We start from the raw sequence: 21529 nt of genomic DNA, 5'->3' as shown, positions 1-21529 counted from the left end.
TATATTAGAAGTGATGTACGAATGTTTTAAGTTGAGATTGAAAAGGGAGCGTTCATTCGTGTATACCGAAATAGATAAATTAAATATAAATTATAAACAAACTGGTGAAGGTCGACCTGTTGTGATGCTTCATGGTTGGGGTACAAATCTCGATTTATTTGAAGACTTACAGAATAGCTTAAGTACAAATTTCCAAGTAACTTCGATTGACTTTCCGGGGTTTGGTGGCAGTGATGAACCCCCAGAATCTTGGGATGTCGGACAATATACTGATTTTCTGGAAAAGTTATTAACGAAATTAGAAATCAAAAATCCAATTTTAATCGGACATTCTTTTGGTGGAAGAGTGTCTATTAAGTATGCGGATCGACACCAAAGTGGTGTACATAAAATCATTTTAATTGGTAGTGCTGGTGTAAAGCCAAAACGTAAATTGGATTATTATCTGAAAGTTTACAGTTACAAGACACTAAAAAATGTGCTAAGTTTACCCGTTTTAAAGCGATACAAAGAGGGTATTATTCAAAAATATCGTGGAAAAGCAGGTTCATCAGATTATCAAAATGCCTCGAGAGTGATGCAACAAACTCTAAGTAAAGTAGTTAATGAAGACCTGCAGCATCATATGCCAAACATTAAAGCACCTACCTTATTAATTTGGGGTGCTAATGATACGTCAACACCGGTAGAAGATGCAAAAATCATGGAAAAACTGATACCAAATGCCGGCTTAGCATTGATTGAAAATGCGGGGCATTATGTATTTTTGGAACAAAAACGCAGAGTGGCCGTGATTGTGGACACTTTTTTAGATGATGACAAAGGAGCAGTTGAATGATGCAAATCGTTTTTTCGATTATTAGTATATTATGGATAGCCTATCTTTTCTTCCGAGTGAAACAGGGACTCCATATGTTGCAATTAAATAGTTATTTTAATAACAGACTTATACGTTGGATGAAAGACCACTGGTTAAAAGTATTTCCATTCAATGAGTTGATAGCACTTGTAATAGCCATTTTTTATTATTTTAATCAAAACTGGACCGTTTTCCTTATCGTTTTATTAGGTTTGATTGTACCTAAAAACAAACAAGAGAAAAAGAAATTGGTCGTAACTGCACGTGTGAAACGATTGATCACGACGATCGCTATTATTTACCTTTTCTTAATCGCGACTAGTTTGCATTTTATTTGGAATGATTATCCGATCAGTTATGCTGTATTGGTTATAGTTCTTGGGTCGTTGCTGACTTATGGCATTATACTTCTTGCTAATCTTATTAATAAACCGATTGAAAATGGTATTAAAGAACACTATTATAAAGATGCAAAAAACATTATTTCAAGCGCCCAGAATACCACTACGATCGGTATTACCGGTAGCTTTGGAAAAACGAGTACTAAGTTTGTGCTTGATACCATTTTATCATCGCATTTTAATACATTGAAAACACCAAATAGCTTTAATACGAAAATCGGTGTAACGATAACAATTCGTAATTCACTCAAACCCTATCATGATGTGTTCATCGCAGAAATGGGTGCAAAAGAGCCAGGGAATATTCAAGAAATCTGTGAACTGGTTGGCCATAAATATGCGATTCTAACGGCGATTGGTGAGCAGCATTTAGAAACATTTAAAACGCTAGAGAACATCCAAAAAACGAAATATGAAATAGTGGAAACATTGCCTGAAGACGGTGTTGCCTTTTTAAACCGGGATGATGCGAACATTATGGCATATACGCCAAAAAATCAATGTAGAAAAGTCTATTTTGCTATTGATGATCAAGAGGCAGATTATGTCGCTTCTAATATTCGTTTCCATAATAAAGGAACAACATTTAGAGTCACCAATAAAGCTGAGACATTGGATGCTGATTTTGAAACTAAAATTTTAGGAAAACATAATGTTTATAATATTTTAGCGGCCATCAGTGTGGCCTGGGAAATGAATGTACCATTAAATAAACTTCAACAAGGTGTAAAGAAAATCCAGGCTGTCAAGCATCGAATGGAGATTAAAAAAGGTTTTGGCAATTTAACAGTGATTGATGATAGCTTTAACTCCAATCCAACCGGTTCCCGTATGGCATTGGAAGTACTTTCATCAATGGAAGGTTATAAAGTGCTGGTGACACCAGGTATGGTAGAATTAGGTGATAAGGAATACCAATATAACAAAGCATTTGGTGAATATGCAGCAGATGCATGTGACTACGTGATTTTAGTTGGAGAGAAGCAAACAAAACCGCTTCAAGATGGACTACGTGAAAAAGATTATCCAGAGGAACAATTATTTATTGCTAAAGATTTAAATCATGCGATTTCACAAATTCAGGCGTTAAACCGTCAAGATGCGATTATTTTGTTAGAGAATGATTTACCAGACACATATAATGAGTAAGACTAATAAAGCTTTTCCCAGTGTAAAACTGGTGTAGAGTATGGTTTTTTACGAGGAGGAATAGGCTGTGAAAACGAAAGTAGCCGTTATTTTTGGTGGCGTATCTGTTGAACATGAAGTATCTGTCATTTCTGCACTGCAAGCAATCAGTGCAATGGATGACTCGAAATATCAAGCAATACCTATTTATATAAGTAAATCGAAAGAATGGTATACCGGTGATGTTTTAACCGATATTGATAACTATAAAGACCTTGATCAATTATTTAAACAAGCAGAAAAAGTCGTGTTAGAACAGGAAAATGAAGATACCATCGTTTTAAAAAAGAAGGAACGAACACTTTTTTCAAAAGGTGTGCTAACTACAATAGATGTGGTTTTCCCAGTTATTCATGGTACAAATGGAGAAGATGGTTCTTTACAAGGTTATCTAGAATTATTAGGTCTGCCATACGTAGGATGCGATGTCGCCTCTTCGGCAGCTGGTATGGATAAAGTAATGATGAAACAAATCTTACGTGATGCCAATGTTCCAATTGTTGATTACGAGTGGTTTTATGCTAGTCAGTGGCACCAAGATCAGACAGCAATTAAACAATTAGCAGAATCAGTTGGCTATCCAGTAATCGTGAAACCTGCTAATTTAGGGTCAAGTGTCGGTATTTCGAAAGCGAAGAACGAAGAAGAGCTTGAAGAAGCAATTGAATTGGCTGTTTCCTATAGTTTTAAAGTCATTATTGAAAAAATGGTGACTGATTTAACAGAAGTAAATTGTTCCGTGATCGGCGACTATGAAGAAGTCGAGAGTTCGCTCTGTGAGCAGGTGTTAAGTTCTGACGAAATCTTATCCTATGCCGATAAGTATCAAAGTGGAGGTAAATCAGGAGATACGAAAGGAATGGAAAGCGTAAATCGCATTATTCCAGCAGAGATTTCTGATGAGGCTACTACCAAAGTAAAGGAATTAGCAGAGAAAACATTTCGACTGTTAAATGCAAGTGGTGTCTCACGTATTGACTTTTTATTAAATCCGGAAGGTGACGTTTTCGTAAACGAAATTAATACGATTCCAGGCTCACTATCCTTTTATTTATGGGAACCTACAGGTAAAGATTTTCAACAGCTAACCGACCAATTAATTCAATTAGCACTAAAACGAGAAAGAGAACGCCAATCGATTCAATTCTCGATCGATACGAATCTCTTTGCACTCCATAGTAAGGGTGGAGGAGCGAAAGGGAAATAGACGAGGCATTTATCTCAACTTTAAACACAAATTATACCTGATGTATTGTTGTGCAATTTCAAGGAACTTCGATAATTCGCTTCACGGGAATTGAGTTGCTGTTGGCGGGAATTATGGTTCGCTTCACGGGAATTATGCTGTTTTCCCGTGAAGACGAAGATAATTCCCGTCAAGAAGACGAGGATTCCTGTGAAGAAAGACTGAATTCCCGTTAAGCGCGCGTTAATTCCCGTGAAGAAAAAATACCATCGTCTCTGACAGAATATACGCATAAGTTATGTCCCTTATTATTCCTATTACGCATAAAATCCAAACGATTGTTCGAATATTACTCTCGAAATCGTTTGGATTTTTTAATGTTAAAATTTTTTGGTCCCAGCTTCGTAGTTTAAATATTAAATATTAGTATCGATAGATTTGCTGTAAATATGCGGAAGGAGATAGACCTGTGACTTTTTTAAAGACACGACTAAAGTAAAATGGATTGGAAAAGCCTAGCTGTTCACTTACCTCTGAAACATTCATGTTCTCTTTTCTAAAAAGTTGAATGGCTTTTTCTATCATTATTTCATTTTGATATTGTGTGACACTTTTTCCAGTATATTCTTTGAATAGAGTTGATAAATAAGCGTAGTTCATTCCTAAGCTATCCGCAATTTCTTGACTTGATACTTTTTTATTAGCTTCATCAATATAGCTAATCATCTTGACAACCATTCTATTCGGTTTTTTATCCGCATAAGATTCTAGATACTCTAAGTATAATTCTAAAAAGAATTGATGTAATTGCATACTTGTTAACATAGGACGAAGTGGATGAGAGGAATCGAATAATTCTAAAAGTTTATCGAGTTGAGATATAATATATTCTTTTTGGCTAACTGTTCCAAATTTCGGTAACGTAACTTTTGATTGGTATTCATCTTGATGAATCAATGAAGTTTTACCATATGGACTGTACTCTGCAGTATTGCTAGAAAGAGAATGATTAAAAAAATGAATATAGTACCACTCAGAACCAGGCTGGTAATAATCCTCTCCCCAATGATGGACATTTTTTCTGAGAAAAAGATAGGAGCCCTTTTCTAAAATATGCGATTTTCCATCTTCATTTATTTGAAGCCTTCCATTTATGACATATACAAAAACATTCAAATCCGGCATAATTCGATCTGGATGTTTTAAAATACCTTCACTGTCATCCATTTTTCCAATTTCATGGATTAATGCTATATTGCTGTTTATAATCTCAATATTATTATTCAATATTAATCCACCTTTGATGTAATAGTAATATAATTATAACATAACACAAAAAAAAGATATGTAATTTTACTTTTTTTGAATGTACAATTCATTGGAATTCTTTCATACTTGTATATGAATGGGACACGGAGGTGGAAAGTATGGGAAATATTCAACTGTTAGAAGGACTATTTCATGATTCACAGCAAAAAGGAAAAGATTATTTACTTTATTTAGATGTGGATCGCCTTGTTGCGCCATGCTATGAAGCAGTGGGTGTAGAAGCAAAAAAAGAGAGATATGGTGGTTGGGAATCAACGCCCATTGCAGGACACTCGATAGGTCATTGGTTATCGGCATCAGCCACTATGTATTCAGTAACAGGCGATACTACATTAAAGGAAAAACTGGAATATGCATTATCAGAATTAGAAAGTATTCAATCGATCGATCATGATGGTTATCTTAGTGGTTTTCCAAGGGATTGTTTTGATCAAGTCTTTACTGGCAATTTCGAAGTCAGCAATTTTAGTTTAGGCGGTTCTTGGGTACCATGGTATTCGATCCACAAAATTTACGCTGGTTTAATCGATGTATACCAAATTATCGGATCTGAAAAAGCGCTTGAAATAGTAATCCGGTTATCAGATTGGGCATATAAAGGTTTAAAGGACTTAACGGAAGAACAATTCCAAGAGATGTTAAGATGTGAACATGGTGGTATGAATGAGGTGTTTGCGGATTTATATCTCATTACAGAAGATAAGCGTTATCTAGAGTTGGCAGAGAAGTTTTATCATAATGCAGTATTAGACCCTTTAGCAAACAAACATGACGATTTAGAAGGAAAACATGCCAATACTCAAATTCCAAAAGTGATTGGGGTTGCCAAACTATATAACATTACAGGAAAAGAAAAGTATAAGCAAATCGCCACTTATTTCTGGGACCAAGTTGTACACTATCGAACATATGCGATCGGTGGAAATAGTATTAGGGAACACTTTGGTCCAGAAAATGCAGAAGAATTAGGTATTTTAACAACGGAAACTTGTAATACATATAACATGTTGAAGTTGACGGAACTTTTATTTGATTGGCAACCACACTCCTATTATTTTGATTACTATGAACGTGCTTTATATAATCATATTTTAGCCTCACAGGATCCTGATTCAGGAATGAAAACGTATTTTGTTTCAACGGAACCCGGACATTTTAAAGTCTATCATTCCCATGATCATTCATTTTGGTGCTGTACAGGGACTGGTATGGAAAATCCTGCACGCTATAATCGTCGAATAGTTGAAATGAAAGAAGATACATTATATGTTCATTTATTTATTTCAGCAAAAGCTTCCTTTTTTGATAATCGTATTAAAATAAAACAACTAACAGATTTTCCCTATCAGCATAGCAGTGCATTAATATTAGAAAAAGTATCAGATGATCTAAGGGAGATACGAATTCGAAAACCTAATTGGTTAAAGAATAATAGTCAGGTTTCAGTAAATGGTAAACCGCAAAACGTAGAAATCGAAAATGGCTATCTGGTATTAAAGCATGATTGGCAAAAAGGGGACGAAATCTCATTTGATTTATCGATGGAGTTATTTCGATATTATGCAAAAGATGATGACAAGAAACAGGTTATCATGTATGGACCTTTAGTGTTAGCAGGTGCACTGGGCCGAGAGAATTTTCCGAATACAGATATATTAGCTGATCACCAATCATTAAATAACCATCCATTAATTGAAGTGCCAACACTGGTAACAGAAGAAGATTTATCGAATTGGATTATGTTAAAAGATAAAGAACAGCTAATCTTTGAGACGAACGCTATCGGTCAACCTGGTAATCAGCAAGTAACCTTAAAGCCATTTTTCAATATCCATCATGAGCGCTACACGATTTATTGGAATATTATGAGTGAAACAAGATATCAACAAGTTGGTGATGAAGAGAAAAAGAGGCGAGCGAGAGAACAGAACGTTATAATAGATGAAGTAACACCACATGAACAACAGCCAGAAGTTGATCATCAATTGAAAGAAGTGAATTCGTTTTCTGGTTATAGCAATGATGTGCATAGTGGATGGCGGGATGCTCGTAATGGCGGTTATTTCAGTTACGTGATGAAAGTGAAATCAAACCATCCGATGTATTTATATGTTACCTATAATAAAAGTGATGCAACGATAGATGTAGATGGCATCAAGTTAGAAAGAGAATTTACGATTAGTGTGGATGATCACATTTTAGCGAAGGAACATTTTAATCAACCTAATATTGGTGAGCTCTACTCAAAAAGCTATCGTATTCCTACTCAACTTATAGAAGGTAAAGAAAAAGTAACTGTAAAATTCTCAGCAGATGAAAGAAAAATCGCTGGAGGAGTTTATCATCTAAGAGTCTTAAACGAGCCGAACTTATAATCTGTCGAAATTGAAAAATCCGAACGATTACAAATTCTATATGAGAATTTGTAGATCGTCCGGATTTCGTTTTAAAAAGCACTTCCCGAGCGTTTTATTGGGGGTGGGTTAGTGTAGTTTATTCTTTTGATTAACTATAGAAAGAAGCACCAACAATTATTAACAAGATGAAAAGTACAACGATTAAGGCAAACCCGCTGCCATAACCACCGCCACCATATCCGCTACCATATCCACCACATGGATTACAGCCACCGTAATAGCTCATTTAATCAACCTCCTTGTGTATTATCACTATATAATGTATGTAGGAGTTACGAATAAGTTAGGGTAAATGTCTAGTTTATATAAAAATGGGCGTGATTGATTTTTTGAAATTTCATTGTTAGATTTTTTAACAAGTTTAGTGTGGGGATGTTTTCCCTTTGTTATATTATATGTAACCTATTAATTAGTGAATGTGGAAAGTTCATTAATTGATAAAATGCATGTAAGCTAAATAATTAGTCCACTTTAGCCTGCTTATATGTATGATAGCTTGTTGCTCCCCTATCCATTTAAGGTGTCTGTTTTCACAAAACACAAAAAAGCCAACTTATCTAAAAGTTGGCTTTTTTGTGCGCGTGAGACATAACCAATTTTCTCACACTCAAACATGATCGATGCAATACGTAATGTTTCGTATTATAGGATTACTATGCAGTGTCTGATGTAGTAATTTTGACACAATATTTGTGCTTAGAAAACCGCTCCGGCTTGCCCACTTCGCTTTCCAGGGGGCGCATCTTCAGCTAACTTTGTAAAGAAGATCACTTTACAAAGTGGATCTTCAGATCGCGCTGATCCCCTAGGAGTCGAAGGAGGCCTGCGCTAATTTGATATTCTACAATGTTAGCAAGAGGTAGCATTTTGCCATTTTTCTCATGTGAAAAATTCGTTGTTAGGATTTACAGCTCAAAATGCTATTTGTCATAGTAGTTGTAGAACAAATATATAGCGCAGGCCGTCCACTTTCACTCCTGTGGGAATGTTTTACCTGAAGATCCACTTTTTCGAGCGTTCTTTGCTTGAAAAAGTTAGCTGAAGGGAAAACCCCACGGAAAGGAAAGTGGGCAGCCGGAGCGGGTATCTAGTAATTAAATATTTCAAAATTACCATTCAGCTTATTTCACAGTACCCTCCGATTATTCGACTATGCCTAGTTGTTTTAATCCGTTATATATTCCTGAGTCTTCTACTGAGGTTGTGCGGTGTTTTGCGTATTGAAACAATTCTGGGGTGGCATTTCCCATTGCGAAACTTTCACCTACATATTGAAGCATTTGCTTATCATTCATCCCATCACCAAAAGCAATGGCATTCTCAGAAGAAATGTTCAACTTATCAAGAATCGCCTTTATCGCAAATCCTTTATTGACATTCTCTCTGATTACATCATAGCAGTGCTCTAGTCCTGAGACATTCACTTGGGAAAAATATATATCCTCATTTTTAAGTTCATATAATATTGGTTCATTAGGCTTCACATTCATTAATGTAATACCCAAGATATCTTTACGGAACTTATTTTCGTAAGGTTGAAAGCTTTTTAGATTAAAGAAGTCAACAAAATTCTGAACGAAAGGATTCGAGACAGACGTAAGCAAATTTAATTTGTCTGTATATAAAATCATTTCGTGGTTGTTGGCTTTCGCTATCTCTAAATAGTGATCAATAACAGATGCTGATATAGGTTCGTCCACCAACGTTTTCTCTTCATATCTAGCATACGCACCATTGTAACCGATCAAAGAATTAATATTTAATTCCTCTGCAATATCATCAATCTCATGAAGCGGGCGACCAGTTGCTAAAAAAACTTCAATTCCTTTAGCTTGTGCCTGTTTTACCGCGCTTTTGGTTGAGTCTTCAATAGAATGATCACGTCTTAAAATCGTACCATCAATATCTAAAAATAATGCTTGATAATGAGTTTTCATTTATTTTAATTATCTCCTTATGAACAAGTGCATTTTTAAAAAGTAATATTCTTTAATTCCTCACCACTTGTTTCTTCATAACCTTTCATATATTTTATGCGACGTTGTGCTGCGGATTGATTTACTTGTTCATCTGCATGGTATGATGATCGAACAAGCGGTCCGGCTTCACAGTGTTTAAAACCTTTTGATAAAGCAATTTGTTTTAACTCATTAAATTCGTCTGGGTGATAATAACGTTCCACATTTAAATGTTGTTTGGTTGGTTGTAAATATTGACCGATTGTGACTATGTCTACATTGTTTGCGCGAAGGTCATCCATTGCTTCAACTAACTCTTCTTTCGTTTCACCTAGTCCGACCATAATACTCGACTTTGTGGGCGTATTAGGAGCGATTTCTTTTACTCTGCGCAATAATTCAAGGGAACGATCGTACATCGCAATGGCGCGAACTTTTTTCGTAAGTCTTCTCACAGTTTCGATATTATGATTAAAAATATCAGGGCCACTGTCCATCAAAGTATGTAAGCTTTCATAATCACCTTTCATATCAGAAGGCAAAATCTCGATTGTACACCCTGGAACTCTTTGGCGAATTTGTCGAACTGTTTCAGCAAAAACCGCTGCTCCACCATCATTTAAATCGTCTCGCGCAACTGCCGTCACAACCACGTGCTTTAAGCCCATGATCTCAACAGATTCTGCAACTCGTTGTGGTTCATCCCAGTCAAGTTCATTCGGAAGTCCCGTTTTCACAGCACAGAAACGACAACCTCTTGTACAAGTGTCACCTAAGATCATAAATGTAGCTGTTTTTCTTTCACTCCAACATTCGTGGATATTAGGACATTTTGCTTCTTCACAAACTGTGTTTAAACGTTTATCTCGCATCAAATGTTTTAGACGATTGTACGATTTGTTCGTGTTAATTTTAATTTTTAGCCATTCTGGTTTACGTAAATGTTCCTCTTTTTTTGCCATTGGTATCGTCTCCTATCTCGAAAAATTCCATTCCTTATTTAAATACTTATTGTGCATGACTTCATTAATTTCTAAATTTTGTTCTTCACTTAATTCAAGTGGTTGTAAATCAATGTCTAATCCTTTTTCAAACCCTTTTTTGAATGCGTTTTTTACTTCACTAATTGTAATATCACGGTCGGCTGCCTGTGCGATAGAAATGGCCTTGTCGCTAAATGCAGTCCTTGCTCTTTCTTTCACCTTTTCGTTCTTATAAATAAATAGGTCATATAGTTTGTGATCGTCAACAGCTAATGGAATAGATCCATGCTGGAGGATCACACCTTTTTTTCTTGTTTGGGCACTGCCTGCTGCTTTTTTATCATCGACAACAAGCTCATACCATGAAGGCTCTTCAAAACAAACGGCTGATTGACTTGTATTTAACTTCCCCTCAGGTATAGCAAAAGATGCATTAATACCTAAGGATTGAAAACCTTCTAATAATCCTCTTGATAAGACAAGATATGCTTCCTTAACCGAACGAGGCATTTTCGGATGATCTTCTGAAACGATCACGCTATATGTTAGTTCTTGATCATGCAAGACTGCACGGCCGCCAGTTAATCTTCTGACAAGTTCAATGTTGTTTTGTTTTACTGCTTCCATATTTATTTTATTTTTAGTTTTCTGAAAATATCCTACTGACAATCCTGCTGGCAACCATTCATAAAAGCGAATAACGGGCGGTATTTGTTGGTTGCTGTGCCAATTTAACAAGCATTCATCAACCGCCATATTATAGGCAGGAGTCTGTTTATCTGTGTCTAAAAAGTACCAAGTCTCTGTCATATAAAACTAGTCTCTCGAAAAAAGAGTACTATTCCTCCTTTAAAATGCAATTGAAATAAAATTCTAAAAATTCATGCAATTACTCTATTAATGGTACAACTTGGATATCTTTCTGTCAAAAAATTGGTGGGATTATTACTATTGCAAGATATGGTATAGTAGTACAAGGAAATCGGAATTTTTCAGTAGGGAGACAGTCAGCAAATGAGTGGATTTAATGAACAATTTTTGATATCGATTGTTATTATAGCAATCGGATATTTTTTAAAAAGAAATAATCTTGTAAAAGAAAAAGATGGTGAAGCAATTGCACGAATTGTGTTTAATTTAACACTGCCATGTTTAATTATTGTTACGTTTAGTGATATTGAATTTACCTCGTCCTTATTTTATTTAATTGTTATTGCATTTGTTTACGGAATAGTGAATGGCTTTATGGCAATATATATATTCAGGAATCATACAAAAGATATAAAGGGTACATTTGCGATGATGGTACCAGGGTTAAATATTGGCTTGTTTGCTTATCCATTAGTAGAAGGCTTATTTGGCTTTGAAGGACTAAAGTATTTTGGCATGTTTGATATTGGGAATGCCTTTATCGTATTTGGTCTAAGTTATATTATTGCAGGTATGTATGCTGGAAGTGGAGGGATGTTAGAAACGCGATCTATTATTGTGAAATTATCGAAGTCGATTCCCTTACAAACCTATTTGATAATGGGGCTGCTAAGCATAATCGGAATTAGTCTGCCAAACGTAATAGTGACAGTTTCAGAAACGATCTCTGTTGCGAATATGCCACTTTCTTTATTATTACTAGGTTTGTATTTGAATTTTTCTTTTGCCAAAGGGTATGGCATGCTTATCTTAAAATTTTTAGCTACAAAATATGGAATTGGATTAATTACAGGTGTTGCTTGTTATTTGTGGCTGCCTGTCGAAGATATGTTTAAATTCACTTTGTTGATCGGTTTTATTTTACCAACTCCTGCATCAGTTTTGCCGTATGCCATTATGTTTGGATATAATCAACGCTTGGTTGGAACAGCATCCAATCTAACAATGATCACGAGCTTTATTCTCATTTGGATCATTGTAAATATTGTTGTCTAGCAAACTATTTTTATTATAAGCATCTTTCAATTAGAATAAAGACATTCAAAAAAATTATGAGGTGATAAAATGGATCAACAGGTTATCTTTATAACAGGGGCGTCAAGAGGAATTGGGCGAAATATGGCAAACTATTTTGCCAAAAGAGGATACACAGTAATTGGTTCAGGAAGAAGCAAGAAGAATGTTGATGAAGTAAGAGAAGAGTTACTTCAATATCCAGGAGATCATCGCATGGTTACAATGGATGTGACAAATCTAGAGGAAGTGCAGTCTACCTTAAAATATGTAATAGATACGTACGGTAAAATCGATGTATGGGTGAATAATGCTGGGTCCTTTCAAGCGATTGGCAAGACATGGGAAGTGGCACCTGAATTATTTAAACAAGATATCGAAACAAATGTTATTGGAACTTATCAATGTGCCGCAAGTGTTATTCCGATGATGTTGTCACAAAATCACGGGAAAATAATCAACTTGGTTGGTGGAGGTACATTAGATGACTTCCCATATGGAAATGGGTATGGTACGTCAAAAACAGCTATTGCGAGATTCACTGAAAATCTTTCCGCTGAATTAAGCGAGGAACCAATCGAAGTATATGCACTTGATCCCGGTCTAAATGATACAGATATGACAAAATACCAAAGAACAAGTGATGTAGGGAAAAAATATTTAGCAAATATTGAAAAGTTGTTTGAAGACAATATTGATGTTTCACCAGATCAAGCTCCTAGTTGGGTAGAAAACATTGTAGAAGGCAAACTTAAGGCATTTCAAGGTAGAATCGTAACGGTATATGATATCTTGGAAGAATTAAATGAAAAAGCCTCTCAAACAACTAATCAAGATTACAGATTTTTAAGACTGCAAGATTTCTAAACAACTAGAATTGAGGTGTTTGTTATTTTTGACTTATCAGTAATGGAATGGATAATAATCGTGTTTTGTGGTTTTTTAATAGGTTTTGCTAAAGCCGGAGTAGCCAGTATGGGAATATTAGTGGTCACGATTTTTATGATGATCTTCCCAGCGCGCGAGTCTGTTGGGATCTTACTTCCTTTGTTGATTGTTGGGGATCTATTCGCTGTAACCTATTATCGTAGAAACGTTGTATGGCGCTATTTGTTTTCACTTGTTCCGTGGGTACTTATTGGTATTGTATTGGGGTATTTCGTCTTAGACTTTGTAACCAGTGAGCAACTGAAACCAATGGTAGGTATCTTAGTTCTAGCATTAATCATATTACATATTAGTCGAGAGAAATTAGGAGAAAAGTTTGTAGAAATGCTACCGGAATCTAAAGTTTTTACTATTAGCATGGGGGTTTTAGCAGGGTTTACTACAATGATAGGTAATGCAGCAGGTGGTGTAATGGCAATTTACTTGCTGGTGAAAGGATTACCAAAGAAAGAATTTGTAGGTACAGGTGCCTGGTTTTTCCTGTTTGTAAATGTCATTAAAATACCTTTCTATATTTCCTTGGGCATTATTACAATGGAATCTGTACAATTTAATCTATGGTTGATTCCTGCTATTCTTATTGGGGCATTGATTGGTGTAAAAGTTATAAAAATAATGCCACAAAATGTATTCCAAATATTGGTGTTAGTGTTTGCTGCATTAGGTGCGATTCGATTAATTATAGGTTAATAACTAAGTGTTAATTTTTTGAATTTTCTGAATAAACGATATTTTCGACAAATTTTGAAAGTAATATGTTATGATTATTTTATTATTTCACCTTAAATATAAATGGGGGTTTCGACATGGGTGATAAGCACATAGAAACATTACTTTTACATGGTGGTCAATCACCAGACCCAACCACAGGGTCAAGAGCAGTTCCAATATATCAAACCACATCCTATGTGTTTGAAGATACAGAGCATGCTGAGAAATTATTCTCTTTACAAGAAAATGGTAACATCTACAGTCGTTTAATGAATCCAACTCTAGATGTTTTCGAAAAAAGAATGGCGTTACTTGAAAGTGGAGTGGCTGCAGTAGCTACGGCATCAGGTATGGCAGGTATATCGATGTCTATTTTAAATATTGCTTCTGCTGGTGATGAAATTGTAGCAGCAACCAATATTTATGGTGGTACCTATAACTTATTTTCAATAACATTACCTCGTTATGGTATCAAGGTTCATTTTGTCGACCCAACAGATCCTGCAAATTTCAAAAAGGCAATTAACCATAAAACCAAAGCAGTATTTGCTGAAACGATCGGCAATCCTAGTCTACACGTACTCGACATACCTGCTGTGTCGAAAGTTGCACATGATGCAGGTGTCCCTTTGATCGTTGATAACACATTTGCAACTCCATATGTGTGTAGACCGATTGAACAAGGTGCAGATATCGTTGTTCATTCTGCTACAAAATGGATTGGCGGTCACGGGACTTCGATTGGTGGCATTGTGATCGACGGAGGTCACTTTGACTGGAATTCAAATAAATATCCTGGATTCATCGAACCTGACCGAAGTTACAATGGTATCGTTTATGCTAAAGATTTTGGTGATATCGCGTTTGCAACGAAATTAAGGGTGCAATTGCTGCGAGATTTAGGAGCATGTTTAAGTCCTTTTAATGCTTTTCAATTATTACAGGGTTTAGAAACACTGAACTTACGAGTACAACGCCATAACGATAATGCCTTAGCTTTAGCTAAAAAATTGGAGAGTCATCCAGCAGTGAGTTGGGTTACCTATCCAGGCTTATCGTCCCATCAGTCACATCAATACGCCAAACAAAATTTAGAAAATGGGTTTGGTTCTGTGGTTGTTTTCGGAATAAAAGGCGGAAGAGAAGCAGGTAGTAAACTCATAAATAACATGGAATTATGGTCACATCTTGCTAATGTTGGGGATGCGAAAAGTTTAATTATACATCCTGCAACGACGACTCACTTGCAACTATCAGGTGAAGAGTTGAAAGCGACAGGTGTATCAGAAGATATGGTTCGTCTATCTGTTGGCTTAGAGAATATTGATGACTTATTTGAAGATTTAGATCAATCGTTAAGAAAAGCGACAAATATGCAAGCGGCCACCGGATCAGAATCAGGACAAACTAACGATTCTGAAGATATTGTTAATCGATTGACGGAGGAAGTAATGAAAAGGTTACAAAATAAGCGGATATAACGGATACTACATACTGAATAAACATAAATGTAAGGTATGTTTATCATAATACAAAATTTTTTAGGGGGTATTTATAGTGAGAAAAAGCAAAATTTGGTTGTTCGCAATTATCTTTCTTTTAATAGGAATACTTGCGGCATGTGGCCAAGAAGAAGAAAATAGTTCTGAAGAAGGAAATGATGAAGAGACAACAAATGAATCGGCAGACTTAGAAGGAGTGCCTGAAGCGCTTCAAGCCGATGAACAACTTGAAATAATGGTTATCCGTAAAATTGGTGGAGATGATCATACCCAACAATTCCTAGCTGGTACGCAGCAAGAAGGTCAAGCCTTAGGAATGAAGGTGGATACTTTCTCAGCAAATGGAGATACAACAAGCTTTCATGACACAATTTCACAAGCGATTAATCAAGAGTACGATGGTTTAATTATTTCACATGGAGATGATGATACCACAGTAGAATTGATTCAAGAAGCACGTGATAAAGGTATCGAAGTTGTAGCGTTTGATACAAATCAAGGAGCATTGGAGATTGATGGAGTAACACTTACATCTCAAAATGACGAGGAACTAGCTACATTAGCTTTAGATAAGTTAGTAGAAGAACATCCTGAAGCAAATATTGGTTACCTTTGGGTCGATGGTTTCCCACCAATGGTCAGAAGAAATAATGTGTATGAAACAGTGTTAGAAGAAAATCCTGGTATTAATGAAGTGAAGCGATTTGGAGATGCTACGGATCCACAAACAAAAACACAAGAAGCGGTAGGAGCTTGGTTAACTGAATTACCAGAAGGTGAAATTGACGCAATCTTTGCAACATGGGATGCATTTGCTGTTGGAGCGACTCGTGCAATAACAGAAGCTGGACGAGAAGAAATTGATGTATATGGTATCGATGTTTCCAATGCAGATCTACAATTAATGCAAGAGGAAAACAGTCCATGGAAATACACAGCTGCAGTAGATCCAAAATTAATCGGAGAAGTTAATGTTCGATTATTAGCGAAAAAATTTGCCGGTGAAGAAACACCACAAGAAGCGTCACTTGAACCATCATTGATTTCACAAGAAGAATTAAATGCTTCAGGTGAAGAAGTAAATATGGAAACTTTAGCGGATGTTGTCGAAGGATGGGGAGAGTCAGATCAATTTAATGAAGATTGGATGACTACACTAAGAGAACATCATTCCAATTAAACAAAACAAGATAGAAAGCCAGCGGAATAAAAAACTGGCTTTCTATCTTCTACATAATATAACTATCCGTAAAAAGGCGGGTGATTACAATGACTCAATCCACATTGAAAATGAAAAATATTACAATAGATTTTCCTGGAGTTAGAGCTTTAGATGATGCACAATTTTCGATGAATACTGGTAAAGTACACGCATTGATAGGTGCGAATGGTGCAGGTAAGTCTACGTTGATGAAAGTATTATCTGGTGCGTATACCCACTATACTGGTGAGATTCTTCTAAATAATAAAAAAATAGAGATTCGCTCGCCACAGGATGCAAAAGATTTAGGTATTCAAATCGTTTATCAAGAAGTGGACACCGCATTAATCCCATATCTGACAGTAGGCGAGAATATTATGCTCAATAAAATGGTGAATGGAATGGGCAAGCGACAATTCATTCAATATTCTCAGATACATAAAGAAGCTTCTAAGTTATTAGAGGAATTAAATATTAATGTATCATCTAGACGTCTCGTACGCACGTTAACATTAGCTGAGAAACAAATGATATTAATCGCTCGAGCGATATCGAGAGATTGTCGATTTTTGATCTTAGATGAACCAACAGCGCCTTTAAGTAGTGCAGAAACAGAGCGCTTGTTTGAAATTGTTCGCCAACTACGAGCAAGTAATGTTGGCATCATTTTTATTTCACATCGACTCCAAGAACTATTTGAAATTTGTGATGAGATAACGGTAATGCGTAATGGGAAATTTATAAGTCATGATCGAATAGGCGAGGTTACGATCGATAGCATTGTAGAAAAAATGTTAGGAAAGCAAATGGAGGAACAATTTCCAACAGTGGAACGCGATATTAAAGATAAAATCTTCGAAGTAGAGCATTTGCGTGATGATGAAAAGGTAGAAGACGTTTCTTTTCATGTTTGCGCAGGTGAAGTAATCGGTTTAGCGGGCTTAGTTGGGGCAGGTAAGACGGAGATTTGCAAAGCATTATTTGGAGAGTCGTCTCATCTGGAGGGAACTGTCAAAATGCATGGGAGAGCATTGAAAATCCGTAACTCCAATCAGGCTGTCCATTATGGGTTAGCTCTTGTTCCAGAAGAACGACGAAAAGAAGGGATATTGGTAGGAGAAAATGTCAAAACCAATTTAACTTCGGCTAATTTATCATACTTTTCACACCGTTTTTCTTTTTTGAATTTTAGGAAAGAACGTAAAGTCTCTACTGAAATGGTAGAAAGGTTAGGAGTTAAAACACCATCAATTGAAACCAAGCTCGCTAATTTGTCCGGTGGAAACCAACAAAAAATAGCCATCGGAAAATGGTTGATTGCTGATGCTGATGTCTATATTTTTGATGAACCAACAAAAGGTGTAGACGTTGGATCAAAAAAAGATATCTTTACTTTGATTCTCGAATTGGCTAAAAGAGGAAAGGCGATTATATATGCCTCGAGTGAATTAACAGAAATCGTCGGCATTACAGATCGTTCTTATGTGATTTATGACGGGAAAGTTGTCAAAGAATTACAAACAGACAAAACGACAGAAGAACAATTATTATTTTATTCGACAGGGGGAAGAGACTAATGAGTGCAAGTTCCAATACGTCTAATTCATCAACTTCTCCAAAACAAAAAAAGCAGTCATTCGATTTTTTTCAGTTTCTTTATAAATATGGGACAATCATTACCATTATTTTATTAATTGTCATATTTTCGATTGCCAATCCTGCTTTTTTACAATGGAGTAATATAGAGAATATCTTACGATCGATATCCATTGTCACCATTATTGCGATCGGACTTACGATTTCCTTATCTGTGAATGGTTTTGATTTATCTATTGGGTCTGTAGCTTCCTTGGCGAATGCAGTCGTCATATCGATGTTTGTCTGGCACGGACAGTCAACATTGATTGCGATAATGGTAGCACTAGTGGCAGCCATTTTAGTAGGACTATTAAACTCCTTCTTAATTGTTAAAATGAGAATACCAGATATGCTTCTAACATTAGCAACCATGTTTGTCATTCAAGGGGTTGCATTAACTTACACGCGAAGTGCTACCATTTCCGAAAACATGATTATGCCTGACGGTAGCTATTCTGAAGGAACAATTACAGATGTGTTTGCTTTATTAGGTAAAGCACCTTATATCATTATTCTCATGCTAGTTATTGTATTAATTGTACACATATTTTTAACGTATACCAAGCACGGAAGGTACATGTATGTGATTGGTGGCAATGAAGAAGCTGCAAGGTTATCAGGTATTCCAGTAAATAAATATAAAGTACTTGCATATGTCTTATCTGCCTTATTGGCAGCAATAGGTGGAATCGTGCTTGCTTCACGAGTAATGCAGGCTGAGATTAATGCTGGTGAGAATTATTTGATGGATGCTGTAGCAGCGGCATTTATCGGTTTATCGGTTCTCGGTGCAGGTAAACCAAACGCATTTGGAACCTTTGTAGGTGCTGTATTAATTGGTATATTAGCAAATGGTTTGGTGATGATGTCTGTTCCGTATTATGCGATGGATATCGTTAAAGGTGGCGTGTTTGCTTTAGCATTAGCGATTACTTATTACAAATTAAAATAGGAGGTATAAAGGATGACAGATTTTTCAACCGAATATTTTACAATGAATGAAACTCAAGCAGTTGAATATGCAAAAGAGAAATTGGATTACTTCCACAGTGATGCAGAACTAACTTGTAAAGAAATTGGTGACGGAAATCTTAATTATGTATTTCGAATCGTGGATCAAAAAAATAAAGATTCGATTATATTAAAACAAGCTGGACCAGTAGCAAGGATTTCTGATGAATTTAAAGTCTCACCTGACCGTAATCGTATTGAAAGTGACATTTTAAAAATTCAATATGATTATGTACCAGAATATACACCGAAAACCTATCAATACGATCCGGTTATGAATTGTTTTGCGATGGAAGATTTATCAGAATACGAGATTATGCGATCTGCTTTAATCAAACATCAAACATTTCCACAATTTGCAGAACATATCACCACATTTATGGCAAAAACATTGTTGTTAACTTCAGATGTAGCAATGAACCATAAAGACAAAAAAGCGTTAGTGAAAAGTTTTATTAACCCGGAATTGTGTGAAATAACGGAAGACTTAGTCTATACCGAACCTTTTTATAATTGTGAACGTAATGAAGTCTTTCCGGCAACACGTTCTTTTATTGAAACAGAAATTTGGGGTGACAAACAGTTACAATTAGAAACCGCAAAATTAAAATTTGAATTTATGACAAATGCACAATCTCTTATACACGGCGACTTGCATACGGGTTCTGTCTTTATTAAACAGGATAGTACCAAAGTAATCGATCCCGAATTTGCTTTTTACGGACCAGCTGGCTATGACATTGGAAATGTCGTGGCAAATTTAATATTTGCCTATGCGAACGGACAAGCTACCATTACAGATGCTGAGGAACGTGAGCAATTTACAAACTATATTATCACCACAATCAGAGATGTGATTGATCTCTTTAAAGAGAAGTTCAAGAAACTCTGGCAAGAAACGGATAAGGAGTTTGTGGCGAATTACGATGGTTTCCAAACCTATTATCTAAACAGCATTTTACAAGATACGGCAGCGGTTGTTGGGTTAGAGCTGACACGTCGTATTATTGGACTTGCGAAAGTGGCAGATATTACCTCAATTGAACAAGAAGAAGCAAGAAAAACAGCAGAAATAAACTGTCTTACAGTAGCTAAGCAATTTATTCTAAATAGAGAAACCTTTAAAACTGGCGATAATTTTGTCTTTCAGGTAAAGAAAGCTTTTGATTAAAAGGAGGTGCCAACATGGCAGAACATGTTACGGTGATTGAATCGGTCAAATTGGATGATGCAAATGATGCCATTACCCTATTAGATCAAACAAAACTACCAAATAAAAAAGAGTTTTTACAACTTAAAACGGTAGATGATGTTTGGGATGCTATTTATCAATTAAAAGTAAGAGGCGCACCAGCAATTGGAATTGCGGCAGCATATGGGATTTACATTGTAACTAAAAATAGTAATGCTAGCGAATTTGAAGCATTTTACCAAGAATTCAAAAAGGCAAAGGAAAAATTAGCTTCTTCTCGTCCAACTGCAGTCAATCTATTTTGGGCATTGGACCGTATGGAAGCAAGACTTACTAAAGATACAGACAAAAGCCTTTCTGAAATTAAACAAGCTTTAAAACATGAAGCTGATTTGATAAAAAAAGAAGATCAAGAGGTATGTGAAGCAATTGGACGTCATGCCTTAGAAGTTTTAGAACCAGGCTGGGGGATATTGACTCACTGTAATGCGGGTACAATTGCTACAGCAAAATATGGAACAGCCTTAGCTCCTATCTATTTAGGTGAGGAAAAAGGTTACGATTTTAAAGTATTTGCTGATGAAACAAGACCGTTGTTGCAAGGAGCGCGTCTGACGGCATGGGAATTAAATGAAGCAGGAGTAGATGTTACATTGATATGTGACAATATGGCTTCGATTGTAATGAGTCAAAAGAAGATTCAAGCAGTCTTAGTTGGTTGTGATCGTGTGGCAGCAAACGGAGATGCAGCAAATAAAATCGGGACCTCAGGTGTAGCGATATTAGCCAAACACTATGGCATTCCGGTTTATGTCTGTGCCCCAATGTCAACGATTGACCTTAATACGGAAACTGGCAATGATATTGAAATAGAATTACGTCCAGAGGAAGAAATTAAAACAAAATGGTATAGTGAATCGATGGCACCAGAACAAGTGAAGACTTATAATCCAGCATTTGATGTAACAGACCATACATTAATAACTGGAATTATTACCGAAAAAGGTATTGTGTCCCCATCATATAAAGAAAACTTAGCTAAATTATTTGATTAATTGGAA

Annotated in this window: 17 protein-coding genes and 1 pseudogene; 13 read left to right on the top strand and 5 right to left on the bottom strand. The window is 36.0% G+C overall.

Annotation, left to right across the window (positions count from 1 at the left end; all coding sequences use genetic code 11):
• The first annotated feature begins 58 nt into the window (after positions 1-58).
• The 3 genes from BN3107_RS12635 (at position 59) to BN3107_RS12625 (ending at position 3655) form a co-directional block, all read left to right on the top strand.
• Positions 59-838, top strand: a complete 780-nt coding sequence (locus tag BN3107_RS12635; RefSeq protein ID WP_058308015.1) for an alpha/beta fold hydrolase — start codon at positions 59-61, stop codon at positions 836-838.
• A complete protein-coding gene (locus BN3107_RS12630; protein WP_058308014.1) occupies positions 835-2409 on the top strand; it encodes a UDP-N-acetylmuramoyl-tripeptide--D-alanyl-D-alanine ligase in 1575 nt (524 codons plus the stop codon). Before BN3107_RS12635 ends, BN3107_RS12630 begins: the two co-directional genes overlap by 4 nt.
• 67 nt (positions 2410-2476) lie before the next feature.
• The gene (locus BN3107_RS12625; RefSeq protein WP_058308013.1) at positions 2477-3655 is read left to right on the top strand and encodes a D-alanine--D-alanine ligase family protein; all 1179 of its coding nucleotides are present in this window, start codon (positions 2477-2479) and stop codon (positions 3653-3655) included.
• A gap of 402 nt (positions 3656-4057) precedes the next feature.
• Here BN3107_RS12625 and BN3107_RS12620 read toward each other — a convergent pair whose 3' ends face one another.
• Positions 4058-4921, bottom strand: coding sequence for an AraC family transcriptional regulator (locus BN3107_RS12620; RefSeq protein WP_058308012.1), 864 nt, complete (start codon positions 4919-4921; stop codon positions 4058-4060).
• 140 nt (positions 4922-5061) lie between these two features.
• Here BN3107_RS12620 and BN3107_RS12615 point away from each other — a divergent pair, with 140 nt between their 5' ends.
• Positions 5062-7338: a glycoside hydrolase family 127 protein gene (locus tag BN3107_RS12615; RefSeq protein WP_058308011.1), complete on the top strand. Its 2277-nt coding sequence runs from the start codon at positions 5062-5064 to the stop codon at positions 7336-7338.
• Positions 7339-7468: 130 nt separating this feature from the next.
• Here the strand turns inward: BN3107_RS12615 and BN3107_RS19435 are convergent, their stop codons facing one another.
• The 4 genes from BN3107_RS19435 to BN3107_RS12600 form a co-directional block, all read right to left on the bottom strand.
• Positions 7469-7606: a YjcZ family sporulation protein gene (locus BN3107_RS19435; RefSeq protein WP_073203246.1), complete on the bottom strand. Its 138-nt coding sequence runs from the start codon at positions 7604-7606 to the stop codon at positions 7469-7471.
• 916 nt (positions 7607-8522) lie between these two features.
• Positions 8523-9317, bottom strand: coding sequence for a Cof-type HAD-IIB family hydrolase (locus BN3107_RS12610; RefSeq protein ID WP_058308010.1), 795 nt, complete (start codon positions 9315-9317; stop codon positions 8523-8525).
• Positions 9318-9352: 35 nt separating this feature from the next.
• Entirely contained in the window at positions 9353-10300 is a 948-nt protein-coding gene (lipA, locus tag BN3107_RS12605) for a lipoyl synthase (RefSeq protein ID WP_058308009.1), read from the bottom strand.
• Positions 10301-10312: 12 nt separating this feature from the next.
• Complete coding sequence (locus tag BN3107_RS12600; RefSeq protein WP_058308008.1) at positions 10313-11131, bottom strand: lipoate--protein ligase family protein; 819 nt, start codon at positions 11129-11131, stop codon at positions 10313-10315.
• A 204-nt stretch (positions 11132-11335) separates the two neighbouring features.
• Here BN3107_RS12600 and BN3107_RS12595 point away from each other — a divergent pair, with 204 nt between their 5' ends.
• The 9 genes and pseudogenes from BN3107_RS12595 (at position 11336) to mtnA (ending at position 21523) form a co-directional block, all read left to right on the top strand.
• The gene (locus tag BN3107_RS12595; RefSeq protein ID WP_058308007.1) at positions 11336-12247 is read left to right on the top strand and encodes an AEC family transporter; all 912 of its coding nucleotides are present in this window, start codon (positions 11336-11338) and stop codon (positions 12245-12247) included.
• 69 nt (positions 12248-12316) lie between these two features.
• Positions 12317-13132 carry an SDR family NAD(P)-dependent oxidoreductase gene (locus BN3107_RS12590; protein WP_058308006.1) on the top strand — a complete coding sequence of 272 codons (816 nt, stop codon included), beginning with the start codon at positions 12317-12319 and terminating at the stop codon, positions 13130-13132.
• Between the two features lie 42 nt (positions 13133-13174).
• A complete protein-coding gene (locus BN3107_RS12585; protein ID WP_077065120.1) occupies positions 13175-13903 on the top strand; it encodes a sulfite exporter TauE/SafE family protein in 729 nt (242 codons plus the stop codon).
• Between the two features lie 116 nt (positions 13904-14019).
• Positions 14020-15286 (top strand): annotated as a pseudogene (locus tag BN3107_RS12580) (O-acetylhomoserine aminocarboxypropyltransferase/cysteine synthase family protein); the annotation flags it as partial.
• Between the two features lie 195 nt (positions 15287-15481).
• The gene (locus tag BN3107_RS12575; RefSeq protein WP_058308005.1) at positions 15482-16606 is read left to right on the top strand and encodes a sugar ABC transporter substrate-binding protein; all 1125 of its coding nucleotides are present in this window, start codon (positions 15482-15484) and stop codon (positions 16604-16606) included.
• An 89-nt stretch (positions 16607-16695) separates the two neighbouring features.
• Entirely contained in the window at positions 16696-18204 is a 1509-nt protein-coding gene (locus BN3107_RS12570; RefSeq protein ID WP_058308004.1) for a sugar ABC transporter ATP-binding protein, read from the top strand.
• The gene (locus BN3107_RS12565) at positions 18204-19217 is read left to right on the top strand and encodes an ABC transporter permease (protein WP_058308003.1); all 1014 of its coding nucleotides are present in this window, start codon (positions 18204-18206) and stop codon (positions 19215-19217) included. The genes BN3107_RS12570 and BN3107_RS12565 overlap by 1 nt, the downstream gene beginning before the upstream one ends.
• Positions 19218-19229: 12 nt before the next feature.
• On the top strand, positions 19230-20447 hold the full coding sequence (gene mtnK / locus BN3107_RS12560; protein ID WP_058308002.1) for an S-methyl-5-thioribose kinase: 1218 nt from the start codon (positions 19230-19232) through the stop codon (positions 20445-20447).
• A 14-nt stretch (positions 20448-20461) separates the two neighbouring features.
• On the top strand, positions 20462-21523 hold the full coding sequence (gene mtnA, locus BN3107_RS12555; protein WP_058308001.1) for an S-methyl-5-thioribose-1-phosphate isomerase: 1062 nt from the start codon (positions 20462-20464) through the stop codon (positions 21521-21523).
• The last annotated feature ends 6 nt before the right edge of the window (positions 21524-21529 follow it).

This window comes from Gracilibacillus massiliensis (genome assembly GCF_001458115.1).
Lineage (GTDB): Bacteria > Bacillota > Bacilli > Bacillales > Amphibacillaceae > Gracilibacillus > Gracilibacillus massiliensis.
The sequence above is the reverse complement of the archived record's forward strand: the minus strand, read 5'-3'. Positions and strand labels throughout refer to the sequence as shown.